Annotated in this window: 22 protein-coding genes; 10 read left to right on the top strand and 12 right to left on the bottom strand. The window is 57.0% G+C overall.

Translation table 11 applies throughout. From position 1 onward, the window contains the following. Positions 1-91: 91 nt before the first annotated feature. From AC6I8F_RS21595 to AC6I8F_RS21585, 3 genes are all read right to left on the bottom strand, one after another. Positions 92-388, bottom strand: a complete 297-nt coding sequence (locus AC6I8F_RS21595; protein ID WP_071813630.1) for a hypothetical protein — start codon at positions 386-388, stop codon at positions 92-94. Positions 389-620: 232 nt separating this feature from the next. Then, on the bottom strand, positions 621-1,151 hold the full coding sequence (gene blc / locus AC6I8F_RS21590; RefSeq protein WP_021508986.1) for an outer membrane lipoprotein Blc: 531 nt from the start codon (positions 1,149-1,151) through the stop codon (positions 621-623). Positions 1,152-1,249: 98 nt separating this feature from the next. Then, entirely contained in the window at positions 1,250-1,945 is a 696-nt protein-coding gene (locus tag AC6I8F_RS21585) for a RipA family octameric membrane protein (protein ID WP_498028862.1), read from the bottom strand. A gap of 234 nt (positions 1,946-2,179) precedes the next feature. Here AC6I8F_RS21585 and AC6I8F_RS21580 point away from each other — a divergent pair, with 234 nt between their 5' ends. Then, positions 2,180-3,043: a substrate-binding domain-containing protein gene (locus tag AC6I8F_RS21580; RefSeq protein ID WP_498028861.1), complete on the top strand. Its 864-nt coding sequence runs from the start codon at positions 2,180-2,182 to the stop codon at positions 3,041-3,043. Between the two features lie 173 nt (positions 3,044-3,216). Beyond that, complete coding sequence (locus tag AC6I8F_RS21575) at positions 3,217-4,644, top strand: alpha,alpha-trehalose-phosphate synthase (UDP-forming) (RefSeq protein WP_421039559.1); 1,428 nt, start codon at positions 3,217-3,219, stop codon at positions 4,642-4,644. Between the two features lie 24 nt (positions 4,645-4,668). On the opposite strand, the gene AC6I8F_RS21570 is transcribed toward AC6I8F_RS21575, so the two are convergent. After that, positions 4,669-4,959 carry a hypothetical protein gene (locus AC6I8F_RS21570; protein WP_021508990.1) on the bottom strand — a complete coding sequence of 97 codons (291 nt, stop codon included), beginning with the start codon at positions 4,957-4,959 and terminating at the stop codon, positions 4,669-4,671. A 392-nt stretch (positions 4,960-5,351) separates the two neighbouring features. Continuing rightward, on the bottom strand, positions 5,352-6,251 hold the full coding sequence (locus AC6I8F_RS21565; RefSeq protein ID WP_058770278.1) for a LysR family transcriptional regulator: 900 nt from the start codon (positions 6,249-6,251) through the stop codon (positions 5,352-5,354). A 169-nt stretch (positions 6,252-6,420) separates the two neighbouring features. On the opposite strand from AC6I8F_RS21565, the gene mgrA reads away from it, so the two are divergent. Then, positions 6,421-7,455, top strand: a complete 1,035-nt coding sequence (gene mgrA, locus AC6I8F_RS21560) for an L-glyceraldehyde 3-phosphate reductase (RefSeq protein WP_058770277.1) — start codon at positions 6,421-6,423, stop codon at positions 7,453-7,455. Between the two features lie 27 nt (positions 7,456-7,482). Here the strand turns inward: mgrA and AC6I8F_RS21555 are convergent, their stop codons facing one another. Then, positions 7,483-8,454 (bottom strand): AraC family transcriptional regulator, encoded by a 972-nt coding sequence (locus tag AC6I8F_RS21555; RefSeq protein WP_498028860.1) that lies wholly within the window; start codon positions 8,452-8,454, stop codon positions 7,483-7,485. A 69-nt stretch (positions 8,455-8,523) separates the two neighbouring features. Here AC6I8F_RS21555 and AC6I8F_RS21550 point away from each other — a divergent pair, with 69 nt between their 5' ends. The 3 genes from AC6I8F_RS21550 (at position 8,524) to AC6I8F_RS21540 (ending at position 12,389) form a co-directional block, all read left to right on the top strand. Next, complete coding sequence (locus AC6I8F_RS21550) at positions 8,524-9,558, top strand: SDR family oxidoreductase (protein WP_127834965.1); 1,035 nt, start codon at positions 8,524-8,526, stop codon at positions 9,556-9,558. 90 nt (positions 9,559-9,648) lie between these two features. Beyond that, positions 9,649-10,848, top strand: coding sequence for an FAD-dependent oxidoreductase (locus AC6I8F_RS21545; RefSeq protein ID WP_215481240.1), 1,200 nt, complete (start codon positions 9,649-9,651; stop codon positions 10,846-10,848). 344 nt (positions 10,849-11,192) lie between these two features. Next, positions 11,193-12,389 (top strand): cupin domain-containing protein, encoded by a 1,197-nt coding sequence (locus AC6I8F_RS21540; protein WP_238562356.1) that lies wholly within the window; start codon positions 11,193-11,195, stop codon positions 12,387-12,389. Between the two features lie 131 nt (positions 12,390-12,520). On the opposite strand, the gene AC6I8F_RS21535 is transcribed toward AC6I8F_RS21540, so the two are convergent. The 4 genes from AC6I8F_RS21535 to AC6I8F_RS21520 form a co-directional block, all read right to left on the bottom strand. Next, entirely contained in the window at positions 12,521-15,601 is a 3,081-nt protein-coding gene (locus AC6I8F_RS21535; protein ID WP_498028859.1) for an efflux RND transporter permease subunit, read from the bottom strand. Next, positions 15,585-16,754 (bottom strand): efflux RND transporter periplasmic adaptor subunit, encoded by a 1,170-nt coding sequence (locus AC6I8F_RS21530; protein ID WP_264251822.1) that lies wholly within the window; start codon positions 16,752-16,754, stop codon positions 15,585-15,587. Before AC6I8F_RS21530 ends, AC6I8F_RS21535 begins: the two co-directional genes overlap by 17 nt. A gap of 97 nt (positions 16,755-16,851) precedes the next feature. Then, on the bottom strand, positions 16,852-18,024 hold the full coding sequence (locus AC6I8F_RS21525) for a sensor histidine kinase (protein ID WP_238562107.1): 1,173 nt from the start codon (positions 18,022-18,024) through the stop codon (positions 16,852-16,854). Next, a complete protein-coding gene (locus tag AC6I8F_RS21520) occupies positions 18,021-18,716 on the bottom strand; it encodes a response regulator transcription factor (protein ID WP_152390941.1) in 696 nt (231 codons plus the stop codon). Before AC6I8F_RS21520 ends, AC6I8F_RS21525 begins: the two co-directional genes overlap by 4 nt. Positions 18,717-18,841: 125 nt before the next feature. Here AC6I8F_RS21520 and AC6I8F_RS21515 point away from each other — a divergent pair, with 125 nt between their 5' ends. After that, on the top strand, positions 18,842-19,621 hold the full coding sequence (locus tag AC6I8F_RS21515) for a MipA/OmpV family protein (RefSeq protein ID WP_058775957.1): 780 nt from the start codon (positions 18,842-18,844) through the stop codon (positions 19,619-19,621). A 58-nt stretch (positions 19,622-19,679) separates the two neighbouring features. Here AC6I8F_RS21515 and AC6I8F_RS21510 read toward each other — a convergent pair whose 3' ends face one another. Beyond that, positions 19,680-20,408, bottom strand: coding sequence for an SDR family NAD(P)-dependent oxidoreductase (locus tag AC6I8F_RS21510; RefSeq protein ID WP_058775974.1), 729 nt, complete (start codon positions 20,406-20,408; stop codon positions 19,680-19,682). Positions 20,409-20,509: 101 nt separating this feature from the next. On the opposite strand from AC6I8F_RS21510, the gene AC6I8F_RS21505 reads away from it, so the two are divergent. The 3 genes from AC6I8F_RS21505 to AC6I8F_RS21495 all read left to right on the top strand — a co-directional run bounded on the left by AC6I8F_RS21505 (position 20,510) and on the right by AC6I8F_RS21495 (position 23,232). After that, positions 20,510-20,887: a winged helix-turn-helix transcriptional regulator gene (locus AC6I8F_RS21505; RefSeq protein ID WP_104187472.1), complete on the top strand. Its 378-nt coding sequence runs from the start codon at positions 20,510-20,512 to the stop codon at positions 20,885-20,887. Between the two features lie 281 nt (positions 20,888-21,168). Next, entirely contained in the window at positions 21,169-21,747 is a 579-nt protein-coding gene (locus tag AC6I8F_RS21500) for a YceI family protein (RefSeq protein WP_058759072.1), read from the top strand. A gap of 417 nt (positions 21,748-22,164) precedes the next feature. Further along, entirely contained in the window at positions 22,165-23,232 is a 1,068-nt protein-coding gene (locus tag AC6I8F_RS21495; protein WP_498028858.1) for a mechanosensitive ion channel family protein, read from the top strand. Positions 23,233-23,539: 307 nt separating this feature from the next. Here the strand turns inward: AC6I8F_RS21495 and AC6I8F_RS21490 are convergent, their stop codons facing one another. Further along, positions 23,540-25,216: an SNIPE associated domain-containing protein gene (locus tag AC6I8F_RS21490; RefSeq protein ID WP_104187470.1), complete on the bottom strand. Its 1,677-nt coding sequence runs from the start codon at positions 25,214-25,216 to the stop codon at positions 23,540-23,542. Positions 25,217-25,385: the final 169 nt, after the last annotated feature.

Genomic DNA, 25,385 nt, shown 5'->3' with positions numbered 1-25,385 from the left:
ACGCTTAGAGAGTGACTTAAACCGTACATGACGGGGAAGTAACTGACACCCTGGCCCGAACATGCACTTAACCTGGCAACAGGCTAGCGAATTAAGCACCGGTTACCGTCGGCTGATGTACCTTCATCGAATCATGCTTGCCTGGATTGCACTCCTGGGTGGTACCGGGAAGATAAAATTTTCCGTCCGCATCAGGATCGGTGCCGCCGGGACATCCCGGCCTGCCGGCAGAGCCATCAGTATTACCCCCATCTGAACCGTTTCCACCGTCAGCGCCGGATTCTCCCGCATAGCCGCCATTTCCTCCCTGACCTCCGGCTCCTCCCTGTCCAGCGCTGACAGAGCATGCGAACAGTGCCAAAAAGCAGGCCAGAAAATACTTACTCATTGGTTAGCCTCTCGATTCGTAACGGGCAGCTCAGGCTGCCGCGGCGGGTAATACTCACGAAGAGATACACTACCATCCGTTTTATCTCTGCTGACTTAACAGATCATCAACACCCGTTTTTCAATAAGAAACTAAGGCCGTCAATTTACGCAGTGCCTGCTGCTGGCCTTACTCTGATTACTGCCAGGGTAATCACTGACGCCCGCGCGGGCGTCACTGGCGCTGCACCCTCTTATCGTGACTGGTTCACCCAAATCAGTTGATCGGTTGCGAAGCCCAGTCGCTGGGCATAGGCGAGATAGCGCTGTTTGACTTCAGCCGGAATGGTGGGCTGACGCGACAGAATCCACAGATACCCCCGGTTCGGCCCGGCGACCAGTGCATACTGATAATCTTCATCCAGCGCGATCACGTTATAACCACCGTAAAAAGGTCCGAAGAACGAGACCTTCAGCGCGGCGACGTCAGGTTTACCGGTGAAGTAAGCTTTGCCTTCGCTCTCGCTCCACGCTTTTTTCTCCGGATCGTAACCGCGATTCAGCACGCTGATACCGCCGTCGCTGCGTTTGCCGTAGGTGGCGGTAACATGATCTTTACCGCGTTCGAAACGGTGATCGAGTCGGGCAATTTCATACCAGGTGCCAAGATAGCGATCGGCATTGAAGTGGGTGATGGGCTGCACGCCTTTAGGTGGCGTCGGGGATTTACAGGCGACCAGGGTAACAGACAGTGCCGTGATGGCGACTAACGGCCAGATTTTCATCGCAACTCCTTTATATCTCTCAAAATCCTGTCTGAAGTATAGATAAGGATAGCGAAACCGGCGCGGCGCAATACCTTACGCCGCTGCCGGTCTGTCGATTAACGGCGTTTCTCAACCTCATCTTCTGGCGGAATCAGCGGCTCATCGATAGCGATCGATTTGCCGGATTTCAGCAGCTGAATATCCAGAATCACGTAGGTCATGGTGGTGATAAACAGTGAGATCACACTGCCAATCACGCCGCTGGTGGTGAAGGTGAAGTAGTTGTACATCACCACCCAGGTGAGGCAGATAAACATCGCCAGCGCCACGGTAATCGCCGACTGCGAGTAATGCGTGGTACGCGCCCCCATTTCATTAATCTGCAGACTCAGGTTGCAGCCGCTGTATTTTTCCAGCAGCACGATAGTGTGATCCCAGTTGTGCAGGCGGCGTGCGCTGCCGCGCGCGGCGAACAGAAACAGCAGCGAAAGGAACAGACCAGAAAAGGCGATCAGGACCGGTACCGCTTCCAGCGCATAGGCAATGCTTTTATGGCTCGACGCTTGTGCGACCGCGCTCAAATCCAGCGTTAGCGAGCAGCCCAGTGCGCCATACAGGAACACAAACAGCAGCAGATAGAGCGCGTTGCGTTTCCAGTCGAGCTCTGCTTCATGATTTCTCTGTAACCGCGCATCCTGCAACGCCTGTCGCAGGCGCAGTTGTTCGTCAGACGTGGAATCAATACTGGCGATCTCCTCGCCCAGTAAGCGGTGAATAAAAGGCTGATCGGCCTGATCGAGGGTGATGCGCATAAGTTTTCCGCTAGCAAAATATTCGTGGCGTCAGTGTAACGTAAAACGAAGCTCACCGGGCGTCCGGTGCAGCGGCTGCGCATTTGGCCGCCATCAACACGCACCGGCTGATGGGGGAGAGTAGCAATCCTTCGCATCCACCAATTGGCGATATCTGATTATTCGGGTAACGTGGAATTTCATACTAATACGTCAAGATTATTCCCGTACCCTACGTAGCAGGAGAGGTCAGTTATGTCCGTCCATTCGCCGCTCATCGGCATCGTCAGCGATGATGTCAGCCATCCGCACAGTATGCACATGCTCAAAGAAGTCACGCGTCAGCTCAGTGCGCGTGATCGGCTGCCGGTGCTGCTGTGCGCCGCCACGCGCGAGGATTTTCAGGCCGCGCTGCGTAACGCGGCGTCGCTGCCGCTGGGTGGACTGCTGTTCCTGAGCTCGCCGTGTCAGGATGCGCAGGAAATCGCCGCGCACCTGCTGCCATCGCTGCGCACGGTGCATCTGTGCCCGAGCGACAGCGCGGGCGCTGATGTGGTGATTGCCGATGCGTATCACGCCGGGCAGCAGCTTGGCGCACTGCTGCTATCGCAGGGGCACCAGCGTTTGGGCGCTATGCTGGTGCAGGCAAGTGACACGCCGCCGCGCCAGGTGCAGGGGTTTATTGCCAGCCTGCAGGCGGAGGACAAGACGCTGCACGCAGCACTGCACGCCGGCGCCCTTTACCGTGAGCAGGCTTATCAGGCGATGATGGCTTATCTGAAGAAAACCCGTGCGGCAGAACGCATCAATGCATTGATATGCGAATACGACGAGCTGGCTTTTGGCGCACTGCAGGCCGTGCGCGACTTCGGTCAGGGCGCGCATATCGCCGTGGTGGGCTTTGATGATGCTGACGAGGCGCGCGGCTCCACATGGCACCTGAGCAGCTGGGCACCGCGCCGTGATTTACTGGTGACGGAAGCCCTGAACCGGCTGCTGGATCAGCGTACGGACCACAGCCGCGCCTGGCAGCAGGGTGAGTTGCAGGTGCGCCATTCGCATCACGGCAAATATGTGCCTGGCGAAATGTCGCAGTGCGGCTGCGCCATCCGTCACTGATCGCTGCAAGCCTTTCCCCCCTGGGCGCCGGGCTGATTTCCACACACTGGCGCTGATCTTTGCCGGATTTTTATATCCGCACAGGTTTTCTTTACGCCTTTTTTATATTGCCGGCGGTTAAATCAGCGCAGCAGGCGGCACTGTGGCGCGCCTTAACCTTAAAGGGAAATATCATGCCCGGCACTATTCTGGTCACACATAATCAGCATCAGTCTTCCACGCTGGCAGCCATTTACGATCGCCTGATGGCGCGACGCGGTGGCCTCTGGGTCTGCTGGGATGGACAACGTACCGTCGCTGCGCAGGAAGCGGCGCGCACGCTTAGCTTTCAGCAGGGTAATGAATACGACAGGTTGCAGTTTGCGCTGACGCGCGCAGAATACGAAGAGGGCTATCACGGCTACGTACATCAGGGGTTGTGGCCGGTGTTTCACCAGCGTCCGGACCTGGCACGTTTCACCAGCGCCAGCTTCCAGGCCTATCGCCAGCTGAATGCGGCTTATGCTCACGCCATCGCTGAATATGCCATGCCGGACGATGTGATCTGGCTGCAGGATTATCACTTCATCCCAACGGTGAAAATGCTGCGTGATACCGGCTTAACTAACCGCATCGGTTTGTTTTTACATCAGCCGTTTCCGTCCGGTCAGCTGTTCGAAGCGATCCCTGACTGGCGCAGCCTGGCAGAATCGCTGCTGTGCTGTGACCTGATTGGCTTCCAGACCGCGCAGGATATGAATAACTTTCTGCTGTGGCTGGAGAGCGAGTTTCGCGCTGAACGCTTAGGCAGGAACCGTCTGCGCGTGCACGGTCACATTATCACCACTGGCGTGTTTCCGGTCGGGATCGATCTGGCTGAGGTTCAGGCGTTACTTGAGAGTAACAGCTGCCAGTACATGGAGCAGCAGAGCCGCGAACATTTGCCGGCCAACACGGTGCTGAGCGGCGGTCATCTCGACGACAGCGCAGGTCTGCCGTATCGCATCAGCGCGCTGGAAGTGCTGCTGCGCCATCACCCCGACTATGCGGGCAACATGATGTTATTGCAGCTGGCTTCTGCTGCCAGCGGACACCCGCACCGGCAGCAGGCGATCAGCCACAATCTGGAAAATCTGTGCGGTGAGGTTAATGGCGTGCACGGTATGCTCAACTGGTATCCGGTCAGCTATCTCAACCACGATTATCGCCGTGAGGAACTGGCCGGGCTGTATCGCGCGGCGCGGGTGGCACTGGTGACGCCACTGATGGCGGGCATGAGCCTGATGGCGAAAATGTATGCTGCGCTGCAGGATCCCGCAAATCCCGGCGTGCTGATTCTGTCACAGTTCGCGGGTGCGGCCGAACAGATGGATGGCGCGCTGATCGTTAATCCTTACGATCCTGATGCAATGGCGGATGCCATCCATACGGCGTTGCGGCTGCCGCTCAGCGACCGTCAGAACCGTCATGCGCGCTTGCTGAATAATCTGCACCGCTATGATTGTCACTGGTGGGCCGACAGTTTCCTGGCCCTGTTAATGGATGAGCCGCAGCCGGAGAGTGTGCAGCTGTGTAGCCGTCACCTGTCGGGCGCAGGCATAAGCGGGCGGTTACGTTATTGATAAGCAGACTGGGGCAGAGCGGGGCTAATGTCGGGTGTTTTTGCCCGTATTATCACGGTTGCGAAAAATATGGGTCACGTTATCGCTACCTTTTAACGCCACCGCTTCGCCCTGTGGCGCACTTTTGCTGTTCTGCACTTCAGCAATCGCATAGCGAAACGCGCGCTGGCGTGCCGGATCGGTTTCTGAGGCCGCCATCGCGCGCAGTTTTTCCAGCAGCGCGAGAGTGGTTACCGGTCCGGCTTGTTTTAACAATTGCAGCACGGCATCGCCCATGACAATGTCGGCCAGTTTTTCATCTTCACTTCTATACATAAAAGCTCTCAGTATCCGCGTTGCGTTTAGCATTGCCTGGTGCAGGTAAACCAAAGCCTAATCAACGACTGATAGTGTCGCTCTTCCTCTGTCGGAAATGTGTGACCTGCTGAGCGAAATGTTTCCCCGACAGCACCCTTAAACTTATACAACAAAAGCGCTTCTGTACAGGCGGGAGTGCGAGTGGCACGGGTTTTTAGCCACATAATCCCTGACAAACAGTGGCTTGAATCAGATATTAATAGCGGTGCGCATTAATGCGCACCCTACATTGAGGGTGCAATTTCCCGGTAGGGTCGCCATTGATGGCGACCGTATCATGCCTGGCAGTCGATTCGTTAACACATAACAAGCGCTGCCGCCGTCATCCTGCACCGTTACCCGCCCCGGCGCTAATCGCTGCTGCCCAGAATATCCATAAACTCCTGCACTGGCCGGTCGTAGACGTTCATACTGCCGGGACGATCGCTGAGCCAGGCCACAGCCAGTTCCCAGCACACATCAACGTCGCTGATGCGGCAATAATGCAGCGTCGTGCTGCGCGCTTTCACTACCTGTTCGGGCAGCAGGGCAATGCCCATATTGCGCTCAACCAGACTCAGCAAAGTTTCCAGATCGCTCACTTCAAACGTCACTTTGCGGCTCAGTCCCTGCAGGGCAAAACTGTTGTCATTCACCTTGCGCGTGCCCTGGCCGGCTTCGAAATCGATAAACGACTGCTGCGCCAGTTGTGCCATGGTGACGTCCGGCTGCATCGCGGTGAACCCGGCATAATCGGCGGCGAACGCTACCACGATTTCATCGCAGGCGATGATGCGCGACGACAACCGGTCGGAGACTTCCTCCACCGGCATAATCGCCAGATCGATCTGCTGATTGTGCACTTTTGCGTTGAGCTTCGCCGATGATCCCTGACACAGCTTGACGTCAAAATCCGGAAAGCGACGAATAAAGGTTTCCAGTAATTGCGGCAGATCGATAAACGGCGGCACGCTTTGCACCGTGCCAATCGACAGGGTTCCGGTCTTAAGCGCCACGATCGCCGCCACTTCCTGCGACGCTTTTTCGACAAAGGCACCGATGGTTCTGGCGTAATCGAGAAACACTTTCCCGGCCATGGTCAGACGCACCTGGCGAGTGGAGCGGATAAAAAGCGGCGTGCCCAGTTCCTCCTCCAGCTGTTTGATCGAGGTGGACAAGGCCGATTGCACAATATGCATACTCTGTGCGGCGCGGGTGAAATTTTCATGTTCCGCCACGGCGATGAAGTGCCGCATCTGGCGCAATTCCATCAGTTATCTCCATAAAAGATGAATTTAATCACAATAATGAATTTTACAGATTAACGATACGCGGTAAAAATTTGTCCGGCAATCGCCTGTTCGCCGCACGGTTTTGCAGGAAGGCAGAACAATGTCTTCTGTGCACCTGTACGGCGGCATTTAATGAGAGGAATCTGTTATGAGTTATGTTGCATCGCCAGCGCGTTATCAGACCAACATGCAGTACCGTAAAACCGGCAAAAGTGGCCTGGTGCTGCCGCTGATCTCGCTGGGGCTATGGCAGAATTTTGGCGGCGTTGACGTGTTTGAGACCGGCAGAGCGATCCTGCGCCACGCGTTTGATAACGGCATTACCCATTTCGACCTGGCTAATAACTACGGTCCGCCAGCGGGATCGGCTGAAGAGAACTTTGGCCGCTGGCTGGCGCAGGATTTTGCCCCATATCGTGATGAACTGATTATCTCCAGCAAAGCCGGCTGGGATATGTGGCCGGGTCCGTATGGTGGCCCGACCGGCACCCGTAAGCATCTGATTGCCAGCTGTGATAACAGCCTGCGCCGCATGGGGCTGGATTATGTCGATATCTTCTACAGCCATCGCGTCGATCCGAATACACCGCTGGAAGAAACCATGGGCGCGCTGGTACAGCTGCATCGTCAGGGTAAGGCGCTGTATGTCGGCATCTCTTCCCATTCGCCAGAGCTGACGCGTCAGGCCGCTGCGATTCTGGCCGATGAGAAAGTGCCGCTGTTTATTCATCAGCCCAATTACTCAATGCTAAACCGCACTATTGAGCACGGGCTGCTCGATACGCTGGCGGAGCTCGGCAGCGGTTGCATTGCTTTTTCACCGCTGGCACAGGGCATGCTAACCAATAAATATCTCAACGGCGTACCGCAGGGCGCGCGCGCCGGCGGCAGCGATCCGCGTCTTTCTGCCATGCTCAGCGAAGAGAACCTGGCAAAAATTCGTGCGCTTAACGCGATTGCTGAAGCGCGCGGTCAGACGCTGGCGCAGATGGCGATCGCCTGGGCGCTGCGTGATGAGCGGGTCACTTCTGCGCTGATTGGTGCCCGCACGGTTGATCAGTTAAGCGATTCCCTGCGCGCGCTGGACAACCTGACCTTCACGGCACAGGAGCTGGCGGACATTGATCGCTACGCCACCGAAGGCGGGGTGGATATGTGGCGCGTATCTTCTCAACTTAAATAATGCCGGCGCCGCGCAACGCGGCGCGCTTTATCGCTGCGCCTGCTGTAACCGCACGGCGCGGCGAAATGCATTGGGTGACTGACCCGTTTCACGCTTAAAAGCATGGCTGAAGGCGCTCTCTGAGGCGTAACCCAGCGTCTGCGCTACCACGGCCACCGCCTCATTTTCCTCCTGCAACGCACGCTCTGCCAGCCGCATGCGCCACGCCGTCAGATAGGCTATCGGCGTAATGCCCACCACCTGGCGAAAATACTGGGCAAAACGGGTGCGCGACATGGCACAGGTACGCGCCAGTTCGTCCAGGTGCCAGTTGCGTGCCGGTTCGCCATGCAGCCGCTGTAACGCCGGTGCCAACCGCGCATCGCTCAGCGCCCGCAGCCAGCTGGCGGGCAGTGCGCTGCTGGTTTGCAAATGCGCCCGCAGAATCTGGATGAACAGCAGTTGTGCCAGCTGGGCCGTTGCCAGCTGCGATCCCGGCTGGACATGCTGGCCTTCCTGCACCAGTTGATCCAGCACCCAGCGGAATGACGCCGCCTGCGGTGACGCTGCCGGCACCTGAATCCAGGGAGGTAATACGTGGGTCAGTAAACGACCACTGGCAGGATCAAGCAGTACATGGCCACCGATATGGACAAAATCATCACCGCTGCCAATCGGCGCATGGCCTTTTCCTGCGCCATAAAACACGCTCATGGCGTCAACCGGCGGCTCGTCCGGATGGCTGGCCAGCACGAAGGCGCGTTTAGCGCTCAGCAAGCCGACGTCACCGGTGGCAAAGTGGAATGGTTCAGGTTCGCCCTCCAGTATGACCCAGCAACTGCCTTTGATAATGGCGAAGAATTTAATTTTATCGGGCGCAGGGAAACGCAGCGCCCAGCGTCCGCCTGCGGTAAAACCGCCGGTCAGCAATGATTCAGCGCGAACGAATCGCAGAATGTCGGAAAAGGGATCAAGGCTCATTTCTGTACTATCACGCAAGTAAAGTGCATTTACAAGCATTCAAAATCCGCCCTCCGCCGCTTAACGTAGAGCGCGTCGAATGAACGATGCTTGTGATGAGGAAGTAAAATGAGTAATGAAAAGGTTCTGGTTACCGGCGGCAGCGGGTTTATCGCCCAGTACTGCATTATTGCGCTGCTGCAGCAGGGCTATCAGGTGCGAACCACCTTACGTGATGCCGAACGTGAAGCTGAAGTCAGGGCGCATCTGTTGCAGGCCGGGGTGACCGCAGGCGAGGCGCTGCAATTTGTCGTTGCCGATTTAACGGCAGACGCGGGCTGGGAAGACGCGGTGGCAGGCTGTCGCTTCGTGCTGCATGGCGCTTCACCCACCCCAACCGGCAGCCAGGTAAGCGAAGCTGACTGGGTGAATCCGGCGATTGAAGGAAATCTGCGCGTATTGCGCGCCGCGCGCGATGCAGGCGTTAAACGTGTGGTGCTGACCTCGGCGTTCGGCGCGGTCGGTATCGGACATCCAGCGGACTATCCGCGCCCCTTTACCGAGCGCGACTGGAGCGATGTCAGCGGCGATGTGTGGCCGTATCAGAAATCGAAAACCCTGGCGGAACGCGCCGCCTGGCAGTTTATCGCTGAGCAGGGTAACGGTCTGGAACTGGCCACGGTGAACCCCGTGTCGGTGCTGGGGCCGGTGCTGGGTGCCGACTATTCACATTCGATTCGCATTGTGAAGGAGCTACTGGAGGGGCAGCCAGGCTGTCCTGACATCAACTCATGTTTTGTTGACGTGCGTGACGTGGCCAGTCTGCACGTGCTGGCGATGACCCACGCCGCCGCGCAGGGGCAGCGCTTCCTCGCCAGTTCGGGGCACAGCCTGCCGCTTATTGAGGTGGCGCGCACGCTCAAAACCCATCTGGCAGCAGAAGCAGAGAAGGTTTCGCTGCAGCCAATGAGTGACGCCATGGTGCGGGCGGCGGCAGCGCAAAATCCGCTGATGACGGGAATGGTAAAACTGCTGGGCGTTGATATGAACGTCAGCGCCGCTAAAGCTGGCTGGCTGCTGAACTGGCACCCGCGCAGTCCGCAGGAGGCCATTCTTGCCACCGCGCGCAGCCTGATTGCGCTGGGGCTGGTAGCAAACCACTAGTCTGACTGCGGCATTTATCATCACCTTGGTGACGCGCAGATGCTATATAAATGATAACAATTATCATATATAGCGATTGATGAGGATATCATGCCGTCTCCACAGGTGATAAACGCCGACTGCTGTATCGTCGGCGGCGGTCCGGCCGGCTTAATGCTGGCCTATTTACTGACGCGCGCCGGCCTGCGCGCGGTCGTGATTGAGAAGCACGCCGATTTTCTGCGCGATTTTCGCGGCGACACCATTCATCCCTCAACCCTGGAGATCATGCACCAGCTGGGTCTGCTCGACGCGCTGCTGGCGCTGCCGCATCAGCGCGCGGAGAAGTTACAGGCGGAAGTGGGCGGGCAGGAGATCACCATGGCCGATTTCTCCCGTCTGCCGTTGCGCTGCCGTTTTATTGCCTTCATGCCGCAGTGGGACTTCCTCACTTTCCTCGCCGCCCAGGCGGCGCACTATCCCGGTTTCACGCTACTGCAATCCACCGGTTTTGACGATTTTCTTCATCAGGATGGCGTAATCGCAGGCGTGAAAACGTTACAAGGTCACGAAATTCACGCGCCGCTGGTGATAGGCGCTGATGGCCGTCGCTCGGCGGTGCGGCAGAAAGCCGGGCTGGTGGGTAAAAGCTTCGGTGCTCCACGCGATGTGGTGTGGTTCCGGCTGGATAAACAGCCGGACGACCCCGAGCTGGGGATGGGCCACAAGGGGCCGAAGCAAAACTTCATCGTCATTGACCGCGGCGAATACTGGCAGTGTGGATTCACCATTCAGAAAGGCGAATTCGAGGCGCTGAAGCAGGCCGGGCTCGACGCGCTGAAAAACCGCATGGCAGAGGTTGCGCCGTTCAGCGTGGCGCGCATGGCGCAGCTGCAGGATTGGCAGCAGCTGAGTCTGTTGTCCATCCGTATCGATCGGCTGGACAAATGGATGAAGCCCGGCGTGCTGTGCATTGGCGATGCCGCACATGCGATGTCACCGATTGGCGGCGTGGGCGTGAACCTGGCGATTCAGGACGCGGTGGCCAGCGCCAATTATCTGACGCGGCCGTTGCAAAACGGCACGCTCACGCTGCGCGATTTGGAGAACGTGCAGCGGCGGCGGCAGTTTCCGACGGTGGCGACGCAATTCCTGCAGATCAAAATGAGCAGCGGCAAGCGCCCGCGTACCACGCCCAGTAAGGTTCCGCAGCTCATCAGCCGCTATCCGTTTTTACGCCATCTGTTTGGCCGATTGATTGGCATGGGTTTCCGCCCGGAACGGCCACGTCTCGCCGGAGAAAAAACGTAGCCGGGTAATTATTGCAATTGCGATGCTTTTGTAACATTAAATTAACTTTTAAGGCGAGCTATCATTAAAAAAATTGCTTAATCGGAGGCGAGATTTAATCACTTTGTGCCTTATTTGTCGGCTGATATAACCTGAACGTCAACGCGATCTCAACGAAGCGCAAATGGCGTGAGGCGGGTGAAGAGCGGGATTACGCGATGATAAAGGTTTTCTATTGATTTCAGCGGTGACACAAGGTTGGCGAAAGCCACAGTTTGATTATGGTTAAGGGGCGTGACACAAACCATAAGAAACTGAGGAAGACAGCAGGTATGAAACTGGAAAACTTATCTCGCAGAAGCTTTATGGCCTTCGCGGCTGGCGGCACCGTGGCGCTGGCGGCCGGCAAGGTCCATGCCCACGACGGCAAGGTGGCGACTTATCCGGCGAATGATCCCAACCATCCGCGCGATCCTGGACCGCACGATCCGGTGCGCGAAGCACTGAATCCGGATCTGGTCGATCCACCAGCAACCGACAGCGGCACGTTGCCCAACCTGCGCTTCTCGTTCAGCGATGCGCACGTGCGTAAGGGCAGCGGCGGCTGGACGCGCCAGGTGACGCAGCGCGAACTGGGTATTTCCACCACCATTGCTGGCGTCGATATGCGGCTGGATAAGGGGGGCATCCGCGAACTGCACTGGCACAAAGAGGGCGAGTGGGCCTACATGCTGTACGGCAATGCGCGCATCACCGCGCTGGATACCGCAGGTGGCTGGTTTGTCGATGACGTTGGCGTGGGCGATTTATGGTATTTCCCGCCGGGCGTGCCGCACTCAATCCAGGGCCTTGGGCCGGACGGCTGCGAATTCCTGCTGGCCTTCGACAACGGTAATTTCGATGAAGACAGTACCTTTCTGCTCAGCGACTGGTTCAAACATATCCCGCCCGAAGTGCTGGCAAAAAACTTTGGCGTGCCGGCTGAGGTGTTTAACACGCTGCCCTCGCCGGAAGAAGAGTACATCTTTGCCGGACAGGCACCGGACGGCGCGGCGGCCTCGGCGGTGAGCGGCGGGGTGAAATCGAAGCAGGTCTTCTCGCATAAAATGCTGGCGCAGAAGCCGTTGACGCTGCCGGGCGGCACGGTACGCATTACTGATTCCAGTAATTTTACGGTATCGAAAACTATCGCCGCCGCGCTGGTGGAACTGGCTCCCGGCGCAATGCGCGAACTGCACTGGCATCCCAATAACGATGAATGGCAATACTATCTGGAAGGTCAGGGGCGGATGGGCGTGTTTGCCTCGTCGGGTCAGGCGCGTACGTTTGACTTCCGCGCCGGTGATGTCGGCTATGTGCCCTTTGCCATGGGGCACTATATCGAAAACACGGGTGACGAGCCGCTGCGCTTTCTGGAACTGTTTAAAAGCGATTATTACGCGGATATTTCGCTTAACCAGTGGCTGGCCAGCACGCCACCGGCGCTGGTGCGTCAGCATCTGCATCTCAGCGACACCTTCATGAAGGCGCTACAGAAGGAGAAGCATCCGGTAGTGAAATAGCCCGTGACCACGCGCAGCCGGTGCTGCGCGTTCTTTCCTGATACTGTCCACATCTGGCGTGCATATCCCGCCCGGAACCCTGTGGATAAACCTTTCGTTGCCCCGTGCCAGCTGGGCTGACCAGCTGGCGGTTATTTTCTGAACGGCCGCCAGCGCAGCGATTTCAGTTTGTCCCGACGGGCTGCTGCCTGCATCACCAGACTCATCGCTGCGGGTAAAACCGTGAGCGTCACCAGCGTCGCCACTAACAGCCCACCGATAATCGCCAGCGCCATCGGTCCCCAGAAAACCTGACGCGAGATGGGGATCATACCGAGAATCGCTGCGCTGGCGGTGAGCACGATCGGCCGTGCGCGGTGTTCTGCCGCAGCCGCAATGGCAGCGTCCGGCGGCATACCTGCATCAACGTTGTTATCCGCCTCGCTGATCAGGATCACCGCGTTGCGGATGATCATGCCAGCCAGAGCAATAACACCCAGCAGCGCCACAAAGCCCATCGGTGTGCCGGTCGGCAGCATGGCCAGCACAATGCCCGGCAGACCAAAGGGCGCCATCAGCAGGGCCAGCAGCAGGCGGGAAATCCGCCGCAGTTGTAACATCAGCAATACCAGCATGCAGAGCAGCGTGACCGGCAGGATAGCGATCACCGACTGGTTGCCCTTGTCAGACTCTGCTACCGCCCCGTCCTCGCTCAGGCGGTAACCGGCCGGCAAGCTGGCCCTGAAGTTGGCAATCAGCGGCGTGAGGGCGGCGGAGACGGCTTCCGCGCGCAAACCCGGCGCCGTATCGGTCTGGACGGTGATAAACGGCAGGCGCTGGCGTCGCCAGATAACGGGATCCTCCAGCCCCCACTGCGGTGTTGCGACCTGCGTCAGCGGAATTTTTGCGCCCGACGGCGCGGTTAGCAGCAGTCCGGACAGGCTGCTCAGATCATGGCGCGCTGCAGCGTTGCCCTGTAGCACCACATCAATCAGCCGGTTGCGATCGCGTACCGTGGTGATCAGCGTTCCTGACCAGAGCGTATGCAGATACTGAGCAATCAGGTCAGAAGAGAGGCCGGCTGCGCGCGCTGCCGTCTGATTCACCTGCAAGGTGATAACGCGTTCGGGCTCACCGGCGGTTTGATTGACGTCACGCGTCAGCGCTGAGCTGCCGAGCGCGGCGGCCAGCCGCTCTGCCAGCTGCTGCACCTGGCGATAATCCGGACCGCTGATGCGATAACGAATCGGCCAGCCTACCGGCGGACCGAGCTCGAGCGGCGCGACGCGCGTGGTGATGTCGCTGAAATCCCGGGCAAGCACCGCATCCAGCGAGCGCTGCAGTCGTTCACGGGCGGCCAGGCTTTTGGCCACCACCACCAGCTGAGCGCTGTTTTCATCGTCCAGCAGCACATCCATGGGCAGGTAGAAGCGTATCGCACCGGTGCCGACGTAAGACGAATAGTGGTCAACATCCCGGCTGGCGGAGACAATCTGCTCAAGGCGTTGCACCTGACGCAGGGTGGCCTGCTGCGACGCGCTGGCAGGTAGCGCCAGGCTCACCAGCAGCTCCGGCCGATCGGAGGCCGGGAAAAACTCGCCCTGCATATACGTGGTGCCGACGCCGGCCAGCAACAGCGCCAGCAACGCCATCGCCAGTGTCAGCATGCGGTGGCGCAGCACGCTGCTCAGCAGGCGGCGATAGCACTGGCTGAGGCGCCCGTTTCCGGCGCGGTGCTGCTTTAGCGTGGCCGGCAACAGCCAGCTGCCGGTCAGCGGTGAAAACAGCACCGCCACCAGCCATGAGCTGATGAGCGCCATCAGCACCACCGCAAACAGGGTATAGCAATATTCGCCCGCGCTGGATGCGGCAAAGCCGACCGGAATAAAACCGGCAATCATCACCAGCGTACCGGTCAGCATCGGGAAGGCGGTGGTACTGAACGCCCAGGTCGCTGCGCCGGTGCGGGAATCGCCGGCCTCCAGCCGCGCCACCATGGTTTCCACCGTGATCATTGCATCGTCCACCAGCAGGCCCAGCGCCACGATCAGTGCGCCCAGCGAGATGCGCTGCAGGCCGATACCGGCCAGATGCATGCCGATAAACGTCATGGCGAGCACCAGCGGGATCGCCGCCGCGACCACCAGTCCGGCGCGCAGTCCCAGCGAGACAAACGAAACTGCCAGCACGATGATCACTGCCTCGCCCAGCACATCGACAAATCCGCTCACCGCCTGTTGTACCACCGCTGACTGATCGGCGATGCGCGTCATCTCAATGCCGTGCGGCAGCTGGCTGGCTTCGCTCTCCATACGCGCCCGCAGTGCGCGACCAAAATCCAGCATGTTGCCGGTGGCGGCCATCGACACGGCCAGTCCAATGGCCGGCTGGCCGTTAACGCGAAAAAGCGGAGCGGGCGGCTCGGCGGGCCGGCGCGTGATGGTGGCTATCGCCGTCAGCGGAACATAGCGATCGTTAACGCGCAGCGTAACCGCCCGCAGGCTCGCCTCGCTGTTGAACGCGCCGCTCACGCGCAGGGCGATGTTATCGGTGGCGATGCGTACGCTGCCCGCCGGCTCGACGATGTTCTGCGCCCGCAGCGCCTCTGCTACCTGCTGCAAATCCAGCCCCATGGCGGATAGCTGGCGCGGGGAAAAGGCCACCACCAGCTGCTCTTCCTGCTCGCCCAGTAGCTGGATCTTACCCACATCCGGCAGACTCATCAGATCGCGGCGAATATCGTCCACCCGGTCCCGCAGCTCGCGCGGGGAAAAACCGTCAGCAGTGAAGCCGTAAATCGTGCCAAAGGTATCGTCAAACTCATCGTTGACCGCCGGGCCCTGCACGCCCTGCGGCAAAGCCGGGGTCACATCCTGCATTTTTTTACGCACCTGGTACCAGATGCCGGCCACCTGTGCGGGCGGGGTGTCGTCACGCAGATTGACGAAAATGACCGTGCGGCCAGCGTGCGTTTCACTCTGCACATAATCCAGCCAGGGAATTTCCTGCAGCTTTTTCTCCAGCGGATCGGTGACCAGTCTGACCGTATCGTTGATGTCGGCACCTGGCCACTGCGCAGACACTACCGCAGTTTTGATGGTGAACGCCGGATCTTCGTTGCGCGAGAGCTTTTCATAGCTGACGATCCCTGCTGCCACGATCAGCAACATAAGAAAGGCCATCAGCTGCTGCTGTTTCAGCGCCCAGGCAGAAAGATTAAACGCCGGTTTCATGCTGATCCTCCTGGCTGCCGGCAACGCGTTCACCGTCACGCAGGCTTCTGACGCCCGCCGTGATCACCCGATCTCCTGGCATGATGCCGGCGCGAATCCATACCGCATCTGCCGTGTAGCCGGCAATCGCCACCGTGCGCCGGATAACGCAGTTTTTCACCGGGTCGAGAATAAACACCGCCGGCTGGCCTGCCTGGCGGGTGAGCGCGGTGGCCGGAATCGCCATCACCGCATCCGCCGTCGTGTCGGCCAGCGGCAGGGTGACGGCGACGCTGGCACCCAGCACCATCTCCGCGGGAAGATTGTCCAGTGTGATGCGCACCCGCCAGCTGCGTGTCTGGGCGTCGGCCTGTGGACTGACGTCACGCAGGTGCGCTTCGGCCATCACGGACGGATTCTGCAATAGCGCAACGCGGAAGCGGGCACTGGCCCGACGATCGAGGGTTTCAGGTGTGGCAACGTCAAACACCACGTCACGGCCTGTGCCGGTCGCAACGGTAAACACCGTCTGACCGGCGCTGACCACCTGACCGGCTGCGGCGCTGACGCCCGTCACCACGCCATCCTCAGGCGCGGTAAGGTGGGTCCAGCGCAGGCTATCCTGCGCATTTTTCAATGCCGCTTCACTGCTTTGCCGCCGCGCCAGCGCAGCCTGCCAGTCGGCGCTGGCGCTATCGAGCTGAGCGCGGGCAATAGCCCCGGACGGCATCAGCAGGCGCATGCGGTGCAGATTGAGGGCGGCCACCTTTTCGGCCGCGCGGCTGCTGTTCAGCTCCGCCTGTGCGCTCGCCAGCTGATTCAGCGCGCCGGGACTGTCAAGCACGGCGAGCGTCTCTCCCTGCCTGAAGCGGCTGCCGACATCGGCGCTGCGCGTCAGAATCCGCCCCTCCAGCCTGAAACTGAGCGAGGTTTCATCGTGCGCGCGGATCTCGCCGGTCAGGGTTTGCTGCCCGGCGGGCGTGGGCGGGCCAACCGTGATGAACTTTACCGGACGCGGTGGCGGCGGCGTGGGTGAACGCTTGCGGTCACAGCCGGTCAGCAGCAGGGCCGTCAGCAGCAGACAGGGCAGCAGCGGCAGCAGGGAAACCAGGTGGCGCGGGTTAAGCAGGTGGCGCACACCCTGTTTGATCAGGCAGGGAAGCTCGTCGGTCATGGCGCAATTCCTTTATCGGTATTTGCGCCATTACACCGTGCGATTATCAAGAATCCGGCGATGTTCCATCAAGAGCGTGTCAAGAAGGGCAACAACGTCAGGCGTTGCGCGGCAACAAAATCTGTACCTGCAAGCCTCCCGTTGCCGGCAGCGTGGCATTAATCGTGCCGCCGTGCGCCTGGCAAATCGCCCGCGCAATCGACAGGCCCAGCCCGCTGCCGCCCGAGTGGCGGGCGCGTGACGCCTCACCGCGCGCAAAGCGCTCAAACATCAACGCCAGAAACGCCGCAGGAACGCCCGGGCCGTTGTCCTGCACGATGATTTCGTAATGATCAACGGTGTTGCGCGTGCGCAGCTGCAGCTGGCTGCCGCTTCCGGCGTAGCGCAGGGCGTTTTCCAGCAGGATGGTGAAAACCTGTCCGAGTCGGAACGGATCGACCGGCAGTAATGTCTCCTCAGCCAGCGCTACCCCGGTGCTGATGCGCGCTTCATCCAGCTGCGGTTTGATCCACTGCAGGCGCTCGCGCAGGATATCGGCCGGGTTGCAGCGGACTTTCTCCAGCGTGAGCTGGCCGGCATCCGCCAGTGACAGCAGATGCAGCTCATCGATCAGCCGGTGCAGACAACTGAGCTGCGCCATGATCAGGGCGAGCTGACGTGAGTCAGCGCTGAACACGCCATCAAGCAGCGCCTGCAGACGCACCATGGCGGCGTTGAGCGGCGACCGCAGCTCATGCGCCATGGCGACATGCGACGTACGCAGCTCTTTGTCGTAACGCGCCAGCTGGCGCGTCATCGCGTTGAAGTTGTGCGCGAACTGCGCCAGTTCGGCGGGCGCTGCCGGTGTTAACGCCGCCTGCGCACCGAAATCGCCTGCGGTCACCTGGTCTGCCGCTCGTCTGAGCTGGCTGAACTGTGCAGAAAGCGGGCGCGCGTGGCGCAGCCCGAAATAGGCAATAAACGGAATGGTCACCAGCACCAGGATGCCGACGGTGATCCAGTCCGAGGAAGCAATGGACGGATCGGAGTAGCGTATGCCCCACCAGCTATCGATGATCTGGTGAAAGCGCGCGGGATCGCGTTCCGGATGCGCACGCAGGGCGAGAAATTCACGCAGAACCGCCGGCGGCATATGGTGCGTGATCCACAGGTATTGCACCGTGAAGCGCAGCCACATGCACAAAGCAATCAGTACCACGGTACCGATAGCCAGCGTCAGAATGCGCAGACAAAGCCAGCGCCAGAGCGTTTGTGGAGATTTTTCTGTCATGGCTGGCGGAACCGGTAGCCTACGCCGCGCACGTTGAGCAGCACGCCCGCCATACCGGCCGCCTCCAGCTTTTTGCGCAGGTTATACACGTGGGTATCAATCACCCGCTCCAGCGCGTCGCTGTCCGGCATACACTGCTCCAGCAAAAACGGGCGGCTCAGCGCACGCACCGGTGCGCGCATCAGCGTGACCAGCAGCGTGAATTCGGTTGGCGTGGTATCAACGCAAAGCACGTTACCCGAGGCCTGCGTGACGGTAACCGTCATCGCGCCGCTGTTCACCTCCAGCCCCTGCCAGCGCAACACTTCCTCCGTTGGCGTTTTTACCGCGCTGCGCCGCAGCACTGCCTGCACGCGTGCCACCACTTCGCCGGGATGATAAGGCTTGACCACATAATCATCCGCGCCGTAGCGCAGCGCACCGATGCGATCGGGCGTATCGCCCATGGCCGTGACCATAATCACCGGCACCTCGCTGCTGCGCCGGAGTTTTGCCAGCACCTCGGTGCCGTTCAGGCCGGGCAGCATTACATCAAGCAAAATCAGATCGGGCTGCCAGCGCAGGGCCAGCTCAAGTCCGCTCAGGCCATCCGCGGCAACACGCACCGCATAATTTTCCCGTAGCAGATACGCCTCCAGCACCTCAGCCGCGTCAGCGTCGTCCTCAATAATCAGGATATTTTTGGTCTGCATAACTCACCTTGACAGTTTCTTCATAAATCCCTGGCTGTTTGTTGACACAGCCCCGGGATACTTCGGCTGCGCGCTGCGGCTGCCCGGGCAAGGGGCGGTAAACGGACCGATAAAGAGGTGACACGATGATAACCAGAAAAACGCTGATGTACATGACCCATCTGCTACTCATGATTTCCGCTGCCGCCAGGGCGGATGGTGACGCACAGACCAGCCTGACGCTCGGCGCGGGGGCGCAATTCGCGCCACGCTACAGCGGATCGAATAAAACACGGGTGCAGCCGGTACCGATTTTCCAGGCCAGAGATGGCGCATTTTTTGCTGATGCCCAGAAAGGCATCGGGTACGACCTGCAGAGCGACAGCGGGTTTTATCTGGAACACACGCTGGGTTACGGCCTCGGCCGAAGCGATAAAGATTCAACGTGGCGGGACGGCGCCAGCCGGCTGCAAGGTATGGGAAACATCAATGCGACGGTGAACACTGCACTGGCGCTGGGCTGGCAGCTTACGCCGTGGCTGAGTGCAGAGGGCAAAGCGGTGCTGCCGCTCAGCGATGATCAGGGCGTGAACTATCAGGCATCCGTTACGCTGGTGCCTCTCCAGCGCGACAGCGATACCATTGCACTGCAGACGGCGGCGCTGTTTGGCGATGCGCGTTATATGAATACCTGGTATGGCGTGAGCGATGTCCAGAGCAGCCGCAGCCGGTTTTCACGCTACGATGCCGGCGGCGGCTTTTATGGTGTTGCGACTACGCTCACCTGGAGCCACCAGTTTGATGCCCACTGGGGCACGCTGGTCAGCGCCGGTTACAGCTGGCTGGGCGATCGCGCCGCGGACAGCCCGATCGTGTCCCGGCGCGATCAGGTCACCGGCACGGTCGGCTTTAGCTACACCTTTTGAGAAACGTTTTCGGTGGCTGCACAACGCCCGGCCGGCGCGCTGTGCAGCACGACAACCATTACGCGGACATACCGCCATCAATCACCAGTTCGCTGCCGGTGACATAAACGCTTTCGTCCGATGCGAGGAACAGGGAGGCCGCCGCAACTTCGTCAGGATGGCCGAGGCGTTTGGCCGGTATCTGCGCGCTGAATGTCTGTCGTACCTCGTCGCTGACCTGGTCAAACATCGGCGTGTCCGTCGGGCCAGGACTGAGCGTGTTGACGCGAATGCCGCGCGGTGCCAGTTCGCTGCTCCAGGTGCGGGCATAGGCGCGCACCGCGGCTTTGCTGGCCGAATAAGCGCCATAGCCAGGATTGGCCATGCTGCCCGCAATCGAGCCCACCAGCACGATGGCACCGCCTTCCGTCATGTGCTTCACCGCATGCTGTACGGTGAATACCATGGCACGCACGTTGAGGCCGAACGTGCGGTCAAAGTGCTCTGCGCTGGTCTCTTCGAGGCTGGCGGGTTCAGCCACGCCAGAGGAGTTCACCAGAATATCGAGACGTCCGGCGCGGGCCTGCACGGTGTCAAACAGACGGGCAACATCGTCTGCGCTGGTGAGGTCGCCTGCTATCGCCTCAATGCGGCCGCCAGTCAGCGTGACGGCTTCGGCCAGCAGCGCTTCGCGTCGCCCGGTGATGAAAACGTGGGCACCTTCCTGCACAAAACGGCGCGCGATGGCGAGGCCGATACCACTGCCGCCGCCGGTCACCAGCGCGACTTTTCCTTCGAGTTTCATGATGGCTGCTCCAGAATGAGAGGGGTAGACGGCTGATGATACATTTCGTATATTTAGTGTCAATTACGCACCTTATCTACATTAGATATACATAAGGAAACCCCATGCCGACTGATATCGCGGCGCTGCTGGCAGAGGTCAACAGCACCCGTCCAATCCTGGAACAGGTCGCCAATAAGTGGTCGGTATTAATTCTGACCGTGCTGTGCACTGAACCCGCGCGCTTTAACGCGATCAAGCGCCGTCTTGATCCGATTACCCACAAGGCACTGACGGAGGCGTTGCGCCGGCTGGAGCGTAACGGCCTGATCAGCCGCCGCGTGATCGCCTCGTCCCCGGTGGCGGTGGAATATGCCATTACGCCGCTGGGCCAGACGTTGCAGGATCCGTTTGTTGCGCTGGTGAAGTGGGCCAGAGAGCAGGGCGACGCGATTGAAAAGGCACAGGTTGTCTATGATCAACGTCGTGCCAGCGAAGAATAAAGCGTGGCGGCCGCCGGCTATTCAGGCGGTCTGTTAATCGCATGCTCAACATGGTTTGCCGTTCTTCTCCTCGCCGCTAAATTAGTCCACATAAAAATGAACTTATTAAATTCGACTCGCCGGAATTTAATTACGTCATTTCAGTAAATTTCACGCTGCGTTATTATTTGCTTGCGGGAAAAAACGGTTAAAAATTTTGAATGGGTAAAACAAATGATTTCAATAACACCTTAGCAGGTTTGCGCTACAGTATTAGCACTTGATTATTTGAGGATGTTTCCATGAAATTTTTGAAAAAAACGGCGCTGCTTTCTCTGGTGGCATTATATGTTCCCCTGTCACATGCCGCAGCGACGGAATATAACCTTGACCCGCAACATACTTCCGTGGTGATCGCATGGAATCACTTTGGTTTCTCTCATCCGACTGCTGATATTTCTGATGTTTCCGGTCAGCTGGCTTTTGATAAAGAAAACCCGGAAAAGTCACAGGTTAATGTGACCCTGCCGTTAAAAACGATTGACACGCATGTGCCAGCGCTGACCAAAGAGTTTTTGGGTAATGAGTATTTTGACGTTAAAAAATATCCTCAGGCCACCTTCCACAGCACCCATGTGGAAAGTAAAGGCGATAATAAATATGATGTGCAGGGTAATTTAACCATCAAAGGGATCACTAAGCCGGTTGTGCTGCATGCCACGCTGAACAAGCAGGATATGCATCCTATGGTTAAAAAGCAGGCGATCGGTTTTGATGCCACCGGCGTCATCAAACGCTCGGATTTTAAAATCGATAAATATGTTCCGGCCGTGGGCGACGAAGTGACGATTACGCTCTCTACCGAGGCGTACGCCAAATAAGGCATTGCGCGCTTAATCGCGCGCTTTTTCTCTGCATCAAACTGCTGCGCTATGCGCGTGGTCAGCGCGAGCTGGCGCAACAGGTTGTCTGTACTTCTTCCCCGGACGCAGCATCACTGCCTGTCAGCGCATTTCTCGTCAGCACCCTCTGACGCTTTGCCTCATCACCTGCCTGAAATTTCAGACCTTTAGCAATAAAGCCGAAAAAAACCACCAATTCATAACCTTGCGATGATCGCCAGCAGAGCACCCGATGACCTGAAGGGTTTTTCCCCTGCTAACAGCGGCCAGTGAACTATATTTTTACCCACTGAAGTGCGAAATCATGGGTTTAGCAGATAACCGGCACGATAACGGTTACTGATTTTGGTGACTTATCTGACAACCACGGTTGTTAGCTGAACAGAAGGGAATATCATGCCATTACTTCTAGGTGAGTTATCTGGTGCGCCGACATGGGTACCTGCTGTATTGCTCGTCACACTCTCGCTACTGCTGGGTTTTCTGGCCCGCTTTATTCTTCTCAGGTTTATTCGCTACTGGCAAAGCCGCGATCGCAAGCTGTTTAAATCGCTGGAAAAGCATCTGCGGGGATCGTTATTTTTATTCATTCCATTACTGCTGATCAATATGGGGATGAATTATGTGCATCTTGATCCTGGCTCACTGAGCTTTATCGCCACCACGCTTAATATCTTTATCATCTTATCGTTCTGTTCCATTTTGATTCGCCTGATTAACGTAGCGCAGGATATGTTATTTATTCGCTATGATATCAACCTGTCGAACAACCTGCGCGCGCGTAAAATTCGTACGCAATTAATCTATGTTAAAAAAGTGGCTATCGTCATCCTGGTACTGTTTTGCCTGAGTTTAATTCTGCTCAACTTCCCCGGTGTACGTAAATTCGGCACCACCATCCTCGCGGGTGCCGGTGTCGCCGGTATTATTATTGGTTTCGCTTTGCAAAAGTCGCTGGTGAATCTGTTTGCCGGCATTCAGATTGCTTTCACCCAACCGATAAAAATTGACGATGCGGTGGTGGTCGAAAAGGAGTGGGGCTGGATTGAGGAAATCAATCTGACCTATGTTGTGGTGCGCATCTGGGATTTACGCCGTCTGGTGCTGCCCATCACCTATTTTACCGAGAATGCATTTCAGAACTGGACGCGAAATAATGCGCAAATATTGGGGTCTGTGTTTCTCTATGTTGATTACTCGATGCCGCTGGCGCCGTTGCGTGAGCATTTTGAAAAAATCCTCAATGAGACGCGGCTCTGGGATCACGAAACTCAGGTACTGCAGGTGACCGATACCACGGAAAAAACCATGACCATCCGTTTACTGATGACCGCGCAGAACTCACCGACGGCATGGGATTTACGCTGCTACGTCCGCGAGAAAATGATTGAATTCATTCAGCAGAATTACCCGCAGAGTTTGCCGCAGGTGAGAGCCACCCTGACCGAAGCCGACAAAACATAGTTAAGGCTGGCGATGGGGTATTGCACGGTAATTGCTCAGGTTGCCATTGCTATCCGGCGTCATTATCAGGGCCCTTATCGGGGCCCTGAACAGGGCGTTTTCTCCGTCAGTTTTTACTAACTCTTTTCCTTATCTGCCTCCGCTGCCTTTGGCAGATCTTTACGCAGTTTTGCCACCTGATCCGCGCTTACCGCAGGTGCCTGATTGCCCCAGCCGTTACGAATGAATGTCACCAGATCCGCCACTTATTCTTACATTCACAATGACCTGACGTATCATCATCAGGTCATATCATGGCTACAAAACGTTATGCAACGATCAACTCTTCGCTTTCTTTTAACGCTGTGTTGCGTTCATTTTCGATGGCTAAAGACTCTCTGTACTCTTTAGCTTCTGCAGAAATTGTCCAATGCACATCAATGCTCATTTCCTGAATCGTGGATTTGATGTCTTTAATACCGACATTAAAGAACTCTTTGCGCGAGTTAACTTTGTTTACCTGTTTATCGTTAAACACTTTGTGAAGGTGGTTTTCAAGCGAAGGAGCATCATCACTGTAGATCATTGCATGTACATCGAATGAAAACGGGACGCTGGCATCGCCAAGTTCACGAACCCGGTCGAGCGGTTCGAGTCTGCGTGTCATCCCAATTTTATAAACGTTTTCTCCAAACGAGCCGATATTACTGATCACATACACATGACCTGAACGTGTTTGCTGTGCCATCGAAATGGCTCGTTGGTTTTTGGCTTCAGCTTCTTCGTATTTAATTTGTAGCTCAGCCAGTCTTTGTTCGAGGGCTATACGTTGTTCTTCGCCTGCGAGCATCAGTTCTTTAGTCGCTTTATCAATCGCCTGCTGAATTGTTTTTTCTTCTTTTTCAGCTTCTTTTATCGCTTTTTCATACTCGCGACGCGCCTTTTCTTCTTCACGCAACTGTTCTTTGATTCGTCTTTGCTCTTCTCTTTCTTCAAGCATAATTTCATTTACAGCTACTCCCCATTTAAGCTCGTTGAGTCGGGCTTGCAAGCAGATATCAGTGATCCTGGCTGACCTAAAGGCTGAACCGTTAAAATTAACAAGCTCAAAGGCATCTTTTATTTCCTGGGATAATTTGCCGTAATTGTTGTGTTTAATTTTTGAGAGGGTACTGTCGACTTTTCCATTGAAAGCATCCAGTACAAATTTGATGGCGGTGTTTCTTCTGTTTGGTTCGACGTAATCACAGCTTGCCGCTTTGTTCGTTTTGATAAGAGACTTAGTTAACTCTCTGGCTTTTTGCAGTTCTTTTCCTGCATCCGTAAATTCATAATTCTCTGCCAGTTCGTCCAAAACGCTTCGGTTTGGCACTATCCATTCATCGCCGTACCCTTCAATTTTATTTTTCATTGACCTGGCGACAGCCTGATAGGTCTCTGCAAACTCTTTCGCTTCATATGCGGAGCCAGCTATTTCCATTGCACGTATCTCTGCATCCGCGATTATTTTCATCGCATTATCATTTGCGTTGGAGATCAGCTCATCCGCTTTACTATTCGCGTTATCGAGTCGTTCTTTGGCTTTCAGGCGAGCATCACGCGCATCCTGGGTGATAGCGACAGCTTCGCTATTGGCGTTGCTTATTGTTAATGCAGCCTGATCGTGAGCTTCGTTTACCGCTCTTGCCGCTTGTTTTTGCGCGTCATCCAGCTTTTCTCTGGCAATAGCGTCAGCGGTTTTAATCTTTTTTTCCGCATCTAATACTGCATCGTGTAATTCCTGATACTGCCACAAAGGAGTGGCTTTTCCTTCAAGTTCTGCGTGGTCACGTACAGCCTGAGCTAATTTTTTCTGCGTTTCACCTAATTCTTCGCCAAGCGTATTTTTGCCGGAGATTAAAAGAGCTATTTCCTCTCGGTATTTTTTGCTTTTTTTGAAAAGTACGACAGATAAAACCGGAGCCAGAAGTGCTAATAAGAGTACTACTACTAAAAATAATTCCATTTCAAAGTCCTTTTACTCTATCAATTTGTAACAGCTGTGCTTCCTAACTATGTTATCACTTCTATATCTGAAAAAGCACATTCAAAAATATCATTTACAGTGGAAAGTTTGAACCTGCCTCTGGGCGACCGGGGGATGAGTCTAATGAAATTGTAATGAAGAAATACCT

The sequence above is a fragment of the gamma proteobacterium symbiont of Axiagastus rosmarus genome (assembly GCF_059730925.1).
The sequence above is the reverse complement of the archived record's forward strand: the minus strand, read 5'-3'. Positions and strand labels throughout refer to the sequence as shown.